This is a genomic window from Variovorax sp. Varisp53, assembly GCF_059491555.1.
In genome coordinates, this window is sequence record NZ_CP168512.1 from 2,090,367 (window position 1) to 2,104,422 (window position 14,056).

General features: G+C 62.7%; 15 protein-coding genes. 2 read left to right on the forward strand and 13 right to left on the reverse strand.

Annotated elements, in window-relative coordinates:
- Positions 1–444: 444 nt before the first annotated feature.
- Positions 445–981 carry a GNAT family N-acetyltransferase gene (locus ACEOAB_RS09670; protein ID WP_309928897.1) on the forward strand — a complete coding sequence of 179 codons (537 nt, stop codon included), beginning with the start codon at positions 445–447 and terminating at the stop codon, positions 979–981.
- Positions 982–1,268: 287 nt separating this feature from the next.
- Here ACEOAB_RS09670 and ACEOAB_RS09675 read toward each other — a convergent pair whose 3' ends face one another.
- Positions 1,269–1,496 (reverse strand): transposase domain-containing protein, encoded by a 228-nt coding sequence (locus tag ACEOAB_RS09675; protein WP_495653660.1) that lies wholly within the window; start codon positions 1,494–1,496, stop codon positions 1,269–1,271.
- A gap of 315 nt (positions 1,497–1,811) precedes the next feature.
- Here ACEOAB_RS09675 and ACEOAB_RS09680 point away from each other — a divergent pair, with 315 nt between their 5' ends.
- Entirely contained in the window at positions 1,812–2,777 is a 966-nt protein-coding gene (locus ACEOAB_RS09680; protein ID WP_307614342.1) for a helix-turn-helix domain-containing protein, read from the forward strand.
- Between the two features lie 90 nt (positions 2,778–2,867).
- Here the strand turns inward: ACEOAB_RS09680 and ACEOAB_RS09685 are convergent, their stop codons facing one another.
- The 12 genes from ACEOAB_RS09685 to ACEOAB_RS09740 form a co-directional block, all read right to left on the reverse strand.
- Positions 2,868–4,175 carry an alginate export family protein gene (locus ACEOAB_RS09685; RefSeq protein WP_495653661.1) on the reverse strand — a complete coding sequence of 436 codons (1,308 nt, stop codon included), beginning with the start codon at positions 4,173–4,175 and terminating at the stop codon, positions 2,868–2,870.
- Positions 4,176–4,355: 180 nt separating this feature from the next.
- A complete protein-coding gene (locus tag ACEOAB_RS09690; protein ID WP_495653662.1) occupies positions 4,356–5,885 on the reverse strand; it encodes a PepSY domain-containing protein in 1,530 nt (509 codons plus the stop codon).
- Between the two features lie 46 nt (positions 5,886–5,931).
- The gene (locus ACEOAB_RS09695; RefSeq protein ID WP_495653663.1) at positions 5,932–6,759 is read right to left on the reverse strand and encodes a DUF4198 domain-containing protein; all 828 of its coding nucleotides are present in this window, start codon (positions 6,757–6,759) and stop codon (positions 5,932–5,934) included.
- 8 nt (positions 6,760–6,767) lie between these two features.
- A complete protein-coding gene (locus tag ACEOAB_RS09700) occupies positions 6,768–7,088 on the reverse strand; it encodes a hypothetical protein (RefSeq protein WP_145745782.1) in 321 nt (106 codons plus the stop codon).
- Positions 7,089–7,116: 28 nt separating this feature from the next.
- Positions 7,117–8,106, reverse strand: coding sequence for a metal ABC transporter solute-binding protein, Zn/Mn family (locus ACEOAB_RS09705; protein ID WP_209535076.1), 990 nt, complete (start codon positions 8,104–8,106; stop codon positions 7,117–7,119).
- Positions 8,107–8,116: 10 nt separating this feature from the next.
- Positions 8,117–9,022 (reverse strand): metal ABC transporter permease, encoded by a 906-nt coding sequence (locus ACEOAB_RS09710; protein WP_145745781.1) that lies wholly within the window; start codon positions 9,020–9,022, stop codon positions 8,117–8,119.
- An 11-nt stretch (positions 9,023–9,033) separates the two neighbouring features.
- Positions 9,034–9,711 (reverse strand): metal ABC transporter ATP-binding protein, encoded by a 678-nt coding sequence (locus tag ACEOAB_RS09715; protein WP_192322832.1) that lies wholly within the window; start codon positions 9,709–9,711, stop codon positions 9,034–9,036.
- Positions 9,712–9,724: 13 nt separating this feature from the next.
- The gene (locus ACEOAB_RS09720; RefSeq protein ID WP_495653664.1) at positions 9,725–10,657 is read right to left on the reverse strand and encodes a metal ABC transporter solute-binding protein, Zn/Mn family; all 933 of its coding nucleotides are present in this window, start codon (positions 10,655–10,657) and stop codon (positions 9,725–9,727) included.
- Positions 10,654–11,337, reverse strand: a complete 684-nt coding sequence (locus ACEOAB_RS09725; protein WP_495653665.1) for a DUF6162 family protein — start codon at positions 11,335–11,337, stop codon at positions 10,654–10,656. The genes ACEOAB_RS09720 and ACEOAB_RS09725 overlap by 4 nt, the downstream gene beginning before the upstream one ends.
- An 89-nt stretch (positions 11,338–11,426) precedes the next feature.
- On the reverse strand, positions 11,427–11,918 hold the full coding sequence (locus ACEOAB_RS09730) for a DUF6644 family protein (RefSeq protein WP_145745778.1): 492 nt from the start codon (positions 11,916–11,918) through the stop codon (positions 11,427–11,429).
- 39 nt (positions 11,919–11,957) lie between these two features.
- Positions 11,958–12,524: a DUF6644 family protein gene (locus ACEOAB_RS09735; RefSeq protein WP_307614351.1), complete on the reverse strand. Its 567-nt coding sequence runs from the start codon at positions 12,522–12,524 to the stop codon at positions 11,958–11,960.
- Positions 12,514–14,019, reverse strand: coding sequence for an alpha/beta hydrolase domain-containing protein (locus tag ACEOAB_RS09740; protein ID WP_495653666.1), 1,506 nt, complete (start codon positions 14,017–14,019; stop codon positions 12,514–12,516). The genes ACEOAB_RS09735 and ACEOAB_RS09740 overlap by 11 nt, the downstream gene beginning before the upstream one ends.
- Positions 14,020–14,056 lie beyond the last annotated feature (37 nt).

Here is a 14,056-nt window from a genome sequence, read left to right on the forward strand (position 1 = left end):
CGCTGCGTGGCTGCGAAAAGGTCATGGTGCCGCACGCGGATGATCGAGGCCTTCGTTGCTGGGGTATCTGCACACCGCGCACCAAGATTCTTTCCCGATCGGCCTAGCCTGCGCGCAGAAGAGCCAGCTTGTTTTCGGACTATGGGTTTCATGTAGCGCGGCCCGGGAGTGCGGTGAGGTGGGACGCAGCTTGTCCATCGCCAAGTTGCCGCGAACTGGTTGTGAGCTTTGCGTTGCCGGACGCCACGATCAGGTGCTCCGCTGTGTGCCCAACGGGGGGCGCCGTGGTCGCTGACGCGATCGTGCATCGATGACGGCGGATGAAACAATCTCGCAAGTCAAAAAATCCCCTGCGTGATGGCGCTCGGCGAAGTGGCTTCAAACCACTATGAATGAGACCTCTATCACTATTGCCTTGCGGCGAGTGGAACAGGAGCAGAAGTCGTGAAGAAAAATTGGCAGGAGATCTGCCTGACACTCGAGATTGCTCGCAAGGAGGATCTGCGGGGATTCAAACGGGAGCTGCAGAAAGCATTTGCTGCAGGCATGGTCGAAGCCCTGGGCACCAGCCCGGACGAGCTCATCCCCTCGGATGAGGACATGGAGAAATCGTTTGGCGCGACGGGTGCCGTCACCTGTCACATCTTGATGAATGGAGCCCGGGTCGGTGGTGTAGTGCTGAGAATTGACGAGGCCACCCAGTACAACTCGCTGGACCTCTTTTTTGTGTCGACCGGCACTCACGGCCGTGGCGTCGGACTCCAGGCCTGGAAGGTCATCGAGGCTCGTTATCCTGAGACGAAAGTCTGGGAAACGCACACGCCGTATTTTGAGAAACGCAATATCCACTTCTACGTGAACAAATGCGGATTCAAAATCGTAGAGTTTTACAACCGGCGCCATCCCGATCCCGAGCATCCCCAGCCTGCAGGTCTCCCCGGGAGGTGGGACATGTTCAGATTTGAGAAGCTCATGGTTTAGGGGGGCGCTTGTTCGGTAAATCGCGTCGTAACCAGCACGCCGAACTGCGCTTGGGTCAGCACGATGGCCTTGCCGCTCGATCTCGCTTGGCCAGGCAAACCGTTTTTCCGCGCTGGCCGGGGTTTCGCTTCCGGAGCCGATCGGCAGATGCGCCAACATACGTCGGCGTTTGGGTTTTTTGGGATCCCACAAGCGATCGTGCCTGAGGTGGGTTCCTTTAGGAGGCTCAGCACTTCGCGGAACATCGCGACCCTCTGCGCCTGACGCTGGCCGCACACGTACGACTGTCAGGAAGCGGATGCCCCGGGCTGGCGGCGATGCGGCAGCAGTTCGCCGACAAGCGACACCTTGTGCGTGGCAGGCACAAGCAGGACGTCCTTCAAGTACGCGTACGGATCGAGCCGATTGAGCTTGGGCGACTTGTCGACCGGATCAAGTCCATCGCTGCGGCCGCCGTGCCGATCCGCGCACGGTGAACCCGCGAACAGCCAGTTGCCTCGGGTGCCTCTGCCCACGCTGATTGGACAGATCTCGATCCTCCACCCAGTTGTTTCCATACGTGCAATGCATCGGCAACGGGCCTTGCCTTGTGCAATCTCTCTGACGAGCTGCGGAGGATCGGACGGACTGCACGCCAAGGCGCTCCGCATTGGACAAGCATTCAACAGGTCAACGGCGTTTGATCGGCACGGCCTTTGCGTTGGCCGCGAAGCTGTCCTTCGCCTAAAGGGGTTTCCCCTCTATGAAGCTCTGATCGATCTGTGCAAAATTTCGTCTATGTGAGAATTTGGCATAGCAAAAAGCAGCCGTCCTTCAAGGAGTGCCAGCCGGTGAATCAAAGCATCCATCGCTTTCAAGACATACATGCCCACGCGGTCTCGGTGCAGGAGTGGAACCAGACCTACAGCCAGATCACTGCGGGGTCGCTCGAGAGTTCACTCATGCAACTCACGAGTGCAAGATGCCATGTCTTTCGGGAGCAAATCAACCAGCGGGTGGTGCAGCACGGGGAGGCGCCGAAGGGCAGGGTGTGTTTCGCGGTGCCACTTGCGATCCCGGGGGCGATCCGGATGCAGGGACGCGAGGCGGACTACAGCAGCATCTTTTTTCTTCGTGGCGGAGAGGAGTTCATGTTCCACATGCCAACAGGCATGGACATGCTGGCGATTACCTTCGAGCGCGAATTCTTCGAAGCCGCGTTGGGCGACACCGCTTCGGCTAGCGAGATCCAGACCTTGCTTCGGCAACCAGTAATCAAGGTGCCGCCGCCGCGTCTTGCAGAGTGTCGCCAGCGTTTGCTCACGATGTTCTCCGAAGCGCTTGTCAACGAGGAGCTTGGCAATACGCAGGCGCGCGAGCGCGAGCTGGAACAGGCCATGCTGGATGAACTTCTGGTGCTGATGACCGACCCGGCCTGCGACAGGCGGCAGCGCAGCGGCAGCTCCACGCACAGTTTCATCGTTGAGAAGTGCCACAGATTGGCGATGTCGGAGACGATCAACGTGCCCAGCGTGATCGAGTTGTGCCAACGCCTTCAGGTGAGCCGGCGCACTGTCCAAAACAGCTTTCGCTTGGTCGCTGAGACTACGCCTTTGAACTACCTGCGCTCCGTGCGCCTGAACGGAGTACGTCGGACTCTCATGTCGACTCCGGCCTCCGAGCTTTCCATTGGCGACGCGGCCTCCCGATGGGGCTTCTTCCACCTGAGCCATTTCGCAGCGGAATACCAGGAACTGTTCGGTGTCCTGCCGTCCCAGACCAAGCGGGCGGAAGAGGCCCGGGCATACGCTGCCTGAAGCAGCGCGTCGAATCGCCCATCATGTGCAGCACTCCCCGCCGCATACGTTCCCGGCCCTTTCTGGGCACGACGCGGCGTGGTGCACCGTTTAAAAGCTTGCCACCACCATCAGCTTGAGATAGGGATTGGCCTTGGCGCTGCCGCTTTGATTGCCCCCGTTGCCCTCGTATTTGCGAGGCTTGTAGATCCCAATGATCGGCGAGAAAGTCAGGTTCTTGGTGATGGCCCAATCCAGGTAAAGAGCCAATTCGCGCGCGTCCAGGTTTAGCGTCGAGCGGTCGGCGAGCGTCCTGAAGTCGAAGAACATCAGCGTCGCTGCCAGATTCTCAAGCGGCCGAACGGTGAGTGCGACATCGTGGATGCGGGTGTTGAAGTTGTACGAGAACGCATAGTTCGATGCGACCTCGCCTTGGTACCGCCCGCGGAAGCCACCCTGAAACAGGGAGTCGAATTCTTTCGAATACCGGGTGTAGCGGTAGCTCAGCGAAGGCTGCCATGCCACGTCGGAAAACGTATAGCCCGCCTCCGCGTACCATGCGTTGTCGTTGCGAGAGCGCTTCTTTTGGTAGGCGTACTCGAATGCGAAGTCTGCATCCGGAATTCCGGCGTTGCCGTCCGCGCGAATGCTATAGATCTTCATGCCCTTGCGCTCCAGACGCGTCGGTGAGATGGCGTATCGCTCATCGACGTCCAGGCCGCGGATGAAGGTGAATCCGACGGTGCCTTCGGGGGCGGTGTAGTCGAGCGTCCCGACCGCAATCTCCGTGTTGGCCTGCAGGCGCGTGTTCGACTTGAGCCACATCGCGCTTCCGTGCAGTCCCTCGGTGCCGCCCAGACGCAGGACAGCCGTCCTCGCGAACGCCAGGCGCTGGCCGAAGTAGTAGGCACCGCCGCGGTCATAGCGTCCATCTGCCAGGCCTTTGCCGGGATTCACGCCGTCGTCGTTGACCAGGAAGCCGGAGCCGGCTTTCACAACCTGGCGGCCCGCTGAAAAGTCGATTCCGTCCTTGCCCAATGCGGGAAACAAGTCACCCGACTTCCATCCCACGTACGCGTCCTCGAACCGTGTGCGGTGTTCCCGGCCCGTGGTAATGCCGCCGGGGTCCCCGTCTCCCCATGTAGCCGTGCTGATCGCACTCAGTGCGCCGTAGAGCGTCCCGCTGCCGATCCGGTCGGTGGAGCCGTTCAGGCCGTACTTGGCGAAGCCCTCTTGCCATCGGAAACCACCGGGTCGACCCACATAGTTGCGCCGGGTGCCGAACATGCCGTAGCCCGCTTTGAGCTCTGCGTTCAGAGTCGTTTCGCTTTCGGCGTAGAGTTCATAGCCATGGGCCGCAGGCGTGAGCACGCAAAGGGCGGTGAGTGAAATGAAGGGTAGGCTGCGGATCGGACGCATGGTGTCTCCTGTGTTGTGTCGTGAGAGACTTGTGATGGGCGCCCATGCGGCGGCAGAGCGTGCGCGTTGTCGTCGTTCGACGACGACCGCGCCATGGAGACAGGGAGTCGACCACAAGCGGGGCGAGTGTCCTGTTGCCCGTGGGTGGGGTGGTAGCCCAAATCAGCAATCGCGAGGAATTCAAGAAGATGGCGACCAGGGCTCATCGAGCTTGGGCATGCGGCGCGGCCTGACCTTGCTCGCGAAAATTCGCCAACCGATCACGCACGACGTGATGCACAGCGCAAGGCCGAGAAGCGACAGCATCATCACGACGCCGTCGCGCACCAACGGCCGGTTGCGCAATGCCTCGAAGTCCAGGCTGTGCATGCCCTGGTACAGCACACGCTGCCAGCGGCCCGAGGGGGCGATACGCAGCAGCACCCTGGCCGACAGCGGATCCGCATACAGGTCGATCCCGTCCGCCCATCGGGCTCGCCACACCGGCAGCGGACGCGTATCCCGTACGTCGGAGGACGCCGCGTTCTGCGCGTAGTAGGCGCTGTCGTAGGCGTCGATCCGCCGCAACTCGACCGGAACATGCCCGGCGCCCCGGATGCCTCCCAGCGCCCGCGCGATCTCTTCCTCAGGAAACCTGGCGTGCAACACCGGAGCCGGCGCGGCGGCATCGGCGCGCATTACGCTTTGGCCCACGCGGGTATGGACGCGATACCAGGTGTGCCCTGCAAACTGCACACGCTCAAGTTCCAGGGCGTCGGCGTTCGGCGAGCTTCGGGCATGCGCGGCAAGTGCGTCGCGCGGTTGAAGCTGTGCGACCGATGGCGCACCGAACCAACGCGCTTGCTCGGAAGGCAGGGCACTGCGCGGACCGAAAACGCCGTAAGGGTTCATCGACATCAAGCCCGAGAACATCCACGTCAGCGTGAAGACTGCGGCCACAAGGCCCGCGATGTGATGCCATCGCATCCAGAACTTGCGATAGGGAATCCAGCGGGTGCGATTCAGGAAGATCTGCCAGATGCCCAGCGCAAGCCCGGTGGCCGCAAGCACCACGCCCGGAATCGACAGCCAGACCACGACCTGGTTCCACGCCTGCGGAAACTGGCGCAACACTGTCGGGTAGATCCAGTGCGGCACCGCGCCGATCCAGTTCCAGAAACGCTCGGCCCGGCGCGTGTCTCGAACCACTTCGGCGCTGCCGCGTGACACATATAACTCAAGGCCGTCGTCGCCGGCCAGCCTGACCTTCACCAGCGGACGATAAGGATCGAGTCCCTGCGGCACCGTCCATTGGTCGCGCTCCAGTTCCTCGGTGTCTACAGCCTTGCGGCCGCTGAAGGCCTGGGCGACCAGCGCGGCCTGTTGCGCAGTCAGCGGCGCGACCGGTGCGCCGCTTTCCGCGTCGAAGGTCCGCCAGACGGGGGCGCGGCCCTCGGCCTCGCCGGCCAGGATGCGCCAGACAGGCACGTCGGCGTGCATGCCCAGCCTTGCAGCGCCCAAGCCGATGCCGGCGCGCTGCGCGATCGCTTCCGCTGTCAAGCAGCAGCCCGGCTCTACCCGCAGCGGCGCGAGCCCTTCGAGCCGATCCACCTGCGACAGGTTGGGAAACGGCACATAGTGCAGCACCATGCCGGAGGCAAACCACATCAGGAAAAAAAGCGCCAGGACAACGCCGAGCCACTTGTGAACGAAGATCAGCGCGCGCTTCATGAGCTTCGCCGCCCAGGGGGACCTCTTGGGCATCTGCCACTCGATGTCACTTCATGTCCTTGACCTGGACCCACAGCACGGCGTCCTGCGACATGGTCTTTCCCTTGTGGCTTCTCGCGGTACCGATGTCCAAGGCCGCAATGCCCCACCATCCCGCTTTGGGCAAGCCGACCGCGATGACGCCTTCGGTATCGGCGACAACGCTCAGGCGTTCGTATGCGGCATGAGGCGCCGTCACGTGCGCCTTTCGTCCGAATGCCTCCGTCTTGAGATCGACCGGGTGGTTCAGATACTCGATCTCCACGCGGGCAAAGGGGACCGGCTTGCCGTCCGACAAAACGATCGCGCGGAAAACGCCGCCGGTCCAGATGCCGTACGGTCTCGTGAGGGGCTGTATCTCGACCGGAAGGCCCTGCGTGTTGGCCCAACCGCTGGGCACGCCGCCGACATTCACAACGACTTTGGTGAACTGCTGGATGTACAGGTCTTCCTCTGTCTCGAGATAGGGCTCGGGCTCGAGTACGAACACGTGATCTCCGAGCGAGCGCACCACCTCTCGCGGGATGGAGGCCCGGAACGCTGCGGCCCGCCGGCCACCCGCTTTCCATTCGACGGGGCGCAGGTATTTCTTGAGATCAGCCTTCACCGGCTCTGCGCCGGCGCGGTGGGTGGTCACGCTGAAGGAACGCGGCTCTGCCATCGGCATCGTGGGTCCACCCTGAAAGGGATGGGTGAACACCAGCGCGAATTCCAGATCTGTGCCGCGTTCGAGCGTCGACTCCTGGACATACAGTGTCTGAAAATGGGCTTGCACGGGCAGTGCGGCTAGGCAACCGGCCAACGTGAGCACTCCGGCTCGGCGAAGAAAGTTCATCAAAGTCCTCATTTGGTGATGTTGGAGCTGTACAGCGTGGTTTGGTGGTTGTCGCCACCGAGAAAGACCACGTGGTAATCGACGCCTGGTGGCTTGAATACGTAGGTGCCGGCGTTGTCAAGGACGCCCTCCAGCAGCACCTTGTTCCTGGCGTCGAGCACCTGGATTTTTTTTCCGGCGGCGGAACTGCCGTCCGAGAAACCAGCTTCGCATTGCACCTGGTCTTGTTTGATGTAGCAGTCAAGGACGGGCGCATGCGCATGCGCCGCCGCACACGCGGAGAGAATTCCAGCAACCGACGTCCCACGAAGCGAGAGCAATGGCTTCATCAAGTCTTTTCCTTCATTCACATGCCGCTTAACGCCGGGGCGAGCGGTCCGTGTCTTTCATTGCGTCGCCGGCGGTTTCTGCTAGAGCCGTCGACAAGGCATTCATGTTCCACCTCAGAAGGGCCTCGTAGGCGCCGGCCTCGTCGGTGAGAATGCCGGGGTTGCCCGCATCCAGTACCAGCAGCCGCGCGCCGCCTTTCTCGATGGCCTTGACGATCCGCTCGTCCGGTTTCCACTTGTGGACAACCAGCCGAATGTCTCGCTCGCGCAAGTAGCGGCTCAGCGCCGAGCGATCGCCATCGCTCCAGTCGACATCCTGTTTGACATACCAGCCTTCGACGAACACGCCGAAGTCGCCCAGCATGTAGGCGAACTCGCTGGCCAGCGAAAGAACGCGAGGGTCGCGCTGCGCCGCCATGCGTGCGCCATATTCGGCTTTCAATCGGCGCAAGCGCCCTTCGAAGGCGGCGAGGTTCTGCTGTATCCGGTTGGCATCCGGACGCGACAAGCGCTCCAGGTCGGCAGCGATCAGTGCCGCCATGCGCATGCCGTTGTCGGGGCTGAGCCAAGCGTAGGGCGACGGCCCCGCATCCGGGCCAGCTGCCTCAACCCAGGGGACGTTGTTCCTTGGTGTTTCGAGCACCGACAACCCCGGCTTCGCGGCATCCCACGAGCGCGATGCATCGATCTCGATGATGCGCAGGTTGTGCCGGCGCGCCGTCGGATACAGCGGGTCCGCGCGCCACAGGTTGCGCAGCGTGACAACCGCTTCTGCCTTCATGAACGCGTCGGCCTGCAAGCGTGCGAGCGCGTTGCCCTGTGCTTCCATTGGCACTGCAGCACCTTCAGGCAGGCGTATAGCTTCGATGTCTGTCCCTTCGGTGAGGGCGGAGGTGAGGGCGTGTAGTGCCGGAAGTGCCGTAAGCACGCGGCATTTTTCACCGCCGGCGCCTGCATGTGCCGCAAGAGGGGCGCCCCACGCGAACACCAAGATCGTCAACCAGTTTCGGAAAGTCATGGAGTGCGCTCTAGATGCCAGCGCTTCGGAACCGGGGCGCGCGGGCTCGAACGACGGAGGTAAAGACGAAGATCGCCGCAGCGACGAGGACAATCGCCCCGCCCGTGGGGACCGGGATATGCAGCTGCATCGGCAGCAGGATGCCGAGCACGCAGGACACCGTCGCGATGGCGACCGAGCGCGCGACCAATTCACCCAGTGAGCGGCTGACGTTGCGGGCTGCCGCCGCCGGAATGAGAAGAAGAGCTTCGACGAGCACGGCACCAATGATCTTCAGGCAGGCCACGGTCACCAGCGTGACCATGGCGACAAATACATAGTCCACAAAGCGCACCCGCACGCCCCTTGCATGTGCCAGGCTCGGGTTGATGCTGGCCAGCAGCATCGCGTTGTACATCGGCAGTCCAATGCAGGCGCAGATCACCGTGACGACAAGCAGCACGTTCATGTCGGTGTGGTCGACCGCCAGGATGGAGCCGAACAGCACGCTTTCCATGACGTGGGTATTGATCTTTGCGGACACGAACAGCAACAGCGAGGCCCCCAGGGCCAGCGAGATCGACAGGAAGACGCCGATCAGGATGTCGTTGGACAACGTCGTGCGGTGCTGTGCGTACTTGAGCGTCAGAGAGAACAGCAGGCAGAAGGCAAACATCGAGACATAGGGCGACGTGTAGGACTCGCCGATGAGCACCCCGATGGCCACGCCCGTCATGGCTGCATTGCCGACAGCCTGGCTGAAGAATGCCATCCGCTTGATCATGACCATCGAGCCCAGCACCCCCAGCAGCGGGCCGATCAGCAACGTACACAGCAGCGCATTGATCAGGAACTCATACTGGAACGGCTCTGGCAAGGCACCTCGTTCGGCGAGTGCCTGCAACTGGTTGCGAATGAATTCGTATACGGGCGTCATTGGCTGGTCTCTTACCGAAAATGCGTCCAGTCGAGTGCTTCGGCGGGAGAGCCATGGAAAAGGACTTGACCATTGATGCTGGTCACGCACTGGGCGAGACGCATCACCTGATCCAGGTCATGATTGATCCACAGGATGGTGACCCCACGCGCATGCAGTTCGGCCACCAGATCCTCGAGCAGCCGCATGCCCGGCCTGTCGACACCGGTGGTGGGCTCGTCAAGAACCAGCAGCCATGGCGCCGGATTCAGGGCCTGTGCCAACAGGACGCGCTGCCGCTCCCCGCCGGAGAGGGCTCCGAAGGGGCGCCTGCCTGAGACCTGGACGCCGGTTCGCTGCAGGGCCGCGGCGCATGCTTCCCGGCCCGGTCGGGAGGCGCCCATGAAGGCGGGCCTGCGCTGACTGAGAAGCGCCATGACGTCATCCACCGTCATCGGCAAGTTGCGGTCGAACTCCGGCAACTGAGGAACGTAGCCGATCGGACCCACCACATCACCTTCGAGGCGGATATGCCCCGAATGCGGCATCTGGCCCAACAGGGCGCGGGCCAATGAGGTCTTGCCGCCGCCGTTCGGGCCGACCAGGCAGTGCAGCGCACCGGCCTCGACGCGGAACGTCACGTCGTCCAGAACACGCGTTCCACCCAACTGAAGGGTGACATGCTCGAATACCAGGGCCGGGCCACGCATCGGTCTTTCTCCTTCAACGGCGCGTGGACTCGATGGCCGAGGCCAAAGTTTGGAGGTTTTCGCGCATCTCCACTTCGAACCGGTCCGCGGTGTACGGTCCGCCGGTGATGTGAGAGAGCGCAAAGATCTTCACGCCCGTGGCTTCCTCGATTGGCTTGCCCAGGCCGATGGAGAAGTATTTTTCAGCGAAGAGCACGCGGACGTTCGCCTTCCTGATGACATCGACCGTGTTGGCGAGCTGGCGCGCGGTCGGCGCAACGCCATGGCGCGGCTCGATGACCGCCGTCACGGTCAGGCCGAACTCCTGCATCAGGTAGTCGTAGCCCGCGTGTGTCGTGGCGCATCGGAACGACGACAGGTCGAGACTGGCAAAACGGGTCATGAACTCCGCACGCAGCCCCCGGATCCGCGCCGCATAGGCGGCGGCATTGCGCCGGTACGCGGCGGCGTTGTCCGGGTCGAGCTCTCCCAGGCGCCGGGTGATTTCGAACACTTGTTGGATGGCCGCGGTGGTGGACACGAAGGTGTGGGGATTGACGACCTTGGCGTCGCCCTGGTCCCCCGCGATCGGTATGAGCGCCACCGAAGCATTGGCGTAGATGAGCGGCAGCGTCCCCTTGCGTCCGGCTGCCTTGACGATCTCGAAGGCCCACTCGTCGTGCCCGATGCCGTTGACCACCAGCGCATCGAGTGACATGGCACGCGTGATGTCTTCCGTCTGCGGCTGATAGTTGTGCGGATTCGCATCTCCCGCGATGAGCGGGACCACCTCTGCCTTGTCTCCGACGATGTTGGCGACGAAGCTGTAGTAGGGGTGCAAGGTGACGCCCACCTTGAGCTTTTTACCCGCGGCCAGTGCCGGGCCGACCAATCCGCACCCCAGAAGCAGCAGGCACATCGTCGTCCCGCGCCGGCGCAGCGAAAGCTTCTTCGACGTGGCCGTCATCGAGCCTCCTTGATGCGCTCGACTTCACTCGCGCCGTTATAGGCGATGACTTGCCGCCATCCCTTGGCGACCAGTGCTTCGGGTTTGACGATCTCGGGGTAGGGCGCCAGGGCATCGGGATGGATCCAGATGGTGGCCTGGTTCGCCCACATCACCCCCGCGTGCGCATGTCCGATCACCAGCAGGTAGGCGCTTTGGGCCGGCGCCTTGCCAGCAGAGCCGTAGTAGACGGTGGCACCCTGACCCTGCGTGCCTTCGGACACAGCGTTCGGCGCCGCCGCGGCAGGCGTCTCACGATGGCCGCTCTCTGCGCCGGGCTGGCTGGCATGGGGCTGGTGAGCGCCGGGGAGGATCAATTGCCAATGCACCTCCCCATTCGCCTTCCAGAAGGTGTCCTGATAGAAGGGCGGGAGCAGGATCCGCTGGGCGTCCGCGAGGGAGATCCAGCCGCCCGTGTCGTTGTTGAACCAGATGATCTCTTCCGAGGCGGGCAGCAGCGCGCCGTGAATGGCCTGGTCGGCGGGCCCGAGGCCGTCGAAGGACCTGATCTGCCAGCTGAGGGGTTTCGGGGGTTCAGGATGGGCGGGGCGCAACAGCACGTAGCCTGCCAGGCTGCCGACCATCGCCACGAACAGCAGAGGCATCATGAGCGTTTCAAGCCTGCCGGTGAGGGGACGCACGGTCCAGAGTCGAGCGCTCCCACCTTTCAAGGCCGGTGAGTCACCCAACGCCCGCCGGATGCTGCGCCCCACGAGACTGCCTCCCGCGCTCACGAGGAGAATCCTATCCATCGGCCGAGAACAATCACAACGATCCACAACCCCATCGAGCTCAATCCCGCGGCGCGCGCCGCGCGCGGCGGCGGCAGCAGTTCGTCCCATTCGCCGATCCGGCGATAGATGCCCAGATGGAAGATCGCCATGTTGATGCCGGCGAAGACCAGGATGGTCATCTTCCACCAGAACAGGCTGTTCTCGGCGTAGGTAGTGGCATTCGACGCGAACATGAGCAGGCCCGTCGCCACGGAGGCGATGAAGGCCACCCAGGTAAATGGCAGCAGCTCTTGCATCAGCCGATGGGCGCTGCAGCGGTGCGAGGCACAGCCGATGAGCCGCAGATCCACAATGGCAATGATTCCGAGCACCAGCGTGATCGCAATCACATGCACTGACTCGAGCGCCGGAAATGCCACACCGGTCTCTCGGATGAAAGTCGAAAGCCGGGAATCTTGAACGGCTTGGAGGATGGATTGAATGACCATGGAAGGTACCGGTGAGCGTTGCGTCAAAGAGGAGGCGACCTAGATCGTGTAGGCAATCCATCGGCCGCAGACGATCACGCAGCACCACAGGAAAAGCGATAGCCAGGAGATCGGCTTGACGAGGTGTGCCCATCGAGCGCCACTGGCCTCCGCGTCCGGAGACAGGAGCGGACGCCGCGCGAGCCAGGTCAACGTGAAGGCGGCAACGACCAGCACCATCTTGAGCCAGAACGTCGAGTTCGTCAGAACGCGTTCAGGCTCACCGATGCTCATGACCAGCCCGGTGAGGAGCAGCACGATGAGCGCGCGCCACATCCACGGGAAATAGCGGCGAACGACTTTGCCCGGGGACTCATCCGTGGCCAGTACGCCTGCAAGGCGCAGATCGGAAACGAATGCCGAGCCGAAGATCACGGCGATCGCAATGATGTGGATGCACTGCACGGTCGGAACGATCCAGGACACGTCCCGGATCATGGTGCTGGGCGCGGACTCATAGAGCCACGCGATGAAGGTCTCCGAGGACATCTGTCGCCTTTCAATGAAAAGAATCAGGATTGGCTTGCCTGGCAGGCCGGGACCATGGAACTTCTCGTCAGAAGTCACCTGGCTTCGCGATCGGGCGCAAGCTCGCGGCGTCTTCGGGAAGGAGATAACCCTCCTTGACAGACAGCGCCTTGGCCTCCTCGAACTTCTTTGCGTAGATTTCACCGGTTCCGTAGAGCTTGCGCAGCTGCGTACGCGAGTACGGAATCTTGGTGTCGTAGATCAGGCCGCAGCGGGTCTCCTGGTCGGTCATGTAGCGGCTGGATGGCACTCTGATCCAGGGGGGGCGGACGCCGCCGAGCATGTTGCCGGTTACGGGGTCGCGCGCCACCGATTTGCCCTTGCGTGCCACCCGTGGCGCCTTGGGCATCGCTGTACCTTCGCGGACCCAGCGGTCCATGCCGTCGAGCAAGGCCGAGGCAAGCATTTCGACCGGCTCGTCGTACAAGGTCTGGCAGCGAGGATCGCGACCTTTGCTGACATCGGCGGCCAGGCGCTCCGAATGCTCCGTGCCGAGGTCCGCCAGGCGCAGATGCGGCATGCCGGTCACTTCGTAGTAGCGAAGTTTCGGACTGTCCGTGTCCGGCGGCAGCTCGATGCCCTCGATCGCGTCGTGCATCAATTCGGACTGGCTGTAGACCGTCACGAATGGCACGCCGTCGGGCATCTTGCGAGGTACGCGAATGGCGTCACCCCCGACTTCGCCGTAGGCCATGCGGCCAGTCATATAGGCGTCGATCAGGGGACCACCATCGGGCATCCGCCATTGCTGGTGACGCCCTTGGTCGAGATAGTCCATCCACACCTGGGCCGTCACGGCCCAGCTGTTGACATACACGCGATGAACTTCGAGTCCGGTGAGCGGACCTTGTGGCGCATTGGATTTCAACGCCATCGCAAGCTGCGCCGCAATGGCCTGCGATTGCGGAACGAAGGGATCGGCAACGCTGCCGCGCTTGAAGCGCTCGGGATCGGAGTACGTGCCCAGCGGTGCGTAGCGTGCGTAGTCGTACCGGCGCATGAAGTCGAAGTTCACGATCCGGCCGTACTGCCTGATGCCGTCGGCTTCCTCCGCCGCCATTTCGGAGATGAACTTGGGATCACGCTTTGGCTTGTTGATGTTCAGCGTGTAGCCGACGTAGGCGTATCCTCGCCGCAGCAGGTAGTCGCGGGTGAGGATCCAGCCGGCTCCACGCTCGCCGAACCAGCTGAACGGTTCGATCACCACGGTTCCATTGAAGCGTGCCGGGTCGATCGGCTTGCGCACGAGAATGCGCGTGGTATATGGGGCTTGCAGCAGCGTCTCGCCTGCGGCGGTGATGGCTGGCGCGATGCCCGAAAGGTAGTACTCCTCTTCGACATACCCGTGGCGCGCCAGGTCGATGTACTCCGTGCCCCTGCGCTGCGCCGAAGACAAGGGCGCCTTGCCGGAGGGGGGGACTGCCACGATCGTGGGCGTGGTGGGAACCTCCGCCCACGACAGCCCGGAAACGCTGAGCGAAACCAAAGCGCTTTGCAGCACGGCACGCATCAGACCGCTCGAGATCCAATTCATTTCAGTACGTCCGCTCTTGGGATGGAGTGAGGGGGCA

Excerpts from the sequence above, each read along its gene's own strand:
- ACEOAB_RS09705 (WP_209535076.1), bottom strand. The coding sequence starts at position 8,106 with ATGACTTTCCGAAACTGGTTGACGATCTTGGTGTTCGCGTGGGGCGCC.
- ACEOAB_RS09720 (WP_495653664.1), bottom strand. The coding sequence starts at position 10,657 with ATGACGGCCACGTCGAAGAAGCTTTCGCTGCGCCGGCGCGGGACGACG.
- ACEOAB_RS09695 (WP_495653663.1), bottom strand. The coding sequence starts at position 6,759 with ATGAACTTTCTTCGCCGAGCCGGAGTGCTCACGTTGGCCGGTTGCCTA.
- ACEOAB_RS09740 (WP_495653666.1), bottom strand. The coding sequence starts at position 14,019 with ATGAATTGGATCTCGAGCGGTCTGATGCGTGCCGTGCTGCAAAGCGCT.
- ACEOAB_RS09715 (WP_192322832.1), bottom strand. The coding sequence starts at position 9,711 with ATGCGTGGCCCGGCCCTGGTATTCGAGCATGTCACCCTTCAGTTGGGT.
- ACEOAB_RS09690 (WP_495653662.1), bottom strand. The coding sequence starts at position 5,885 with ATGAAGCGCGCGCTGATCTTCGTTCACAAGTGGCTCGGCGTTGTCCTG.
- ACEOAB_RS09700 (WP_145745782.1), bottom strand. The coding sequence starts at position 7,088 with ATGAAGCCATTGCTCTCGCTTCGTGGGACGTCGGTTGCTGGAATTCTC.
- ACEOAB_RS09730 (WP_145745778.1), bottom strand. The coding sequence starts at position 11,918 with ATGGTCATTCAATCCATCCTCCAAGCCGTTCAAGATTCCCGGCTTTCG.
- ACEOAB_RS09685 (WP_495653661.1), bottom strand. The coding sequence starts at position 4,175 with ATGCGTCCGATCCGCAGCCTACCCTTCATTTCACTCACCGCCCTTTGC.
- ACEOAB_RS09710 (WP_145745781.1), bottom strand. The coding sequence starts at position 9,022 with ATGACGCCCGTATACGAATTCATTCGCAACCAGTTGCAGGCACTCGCC.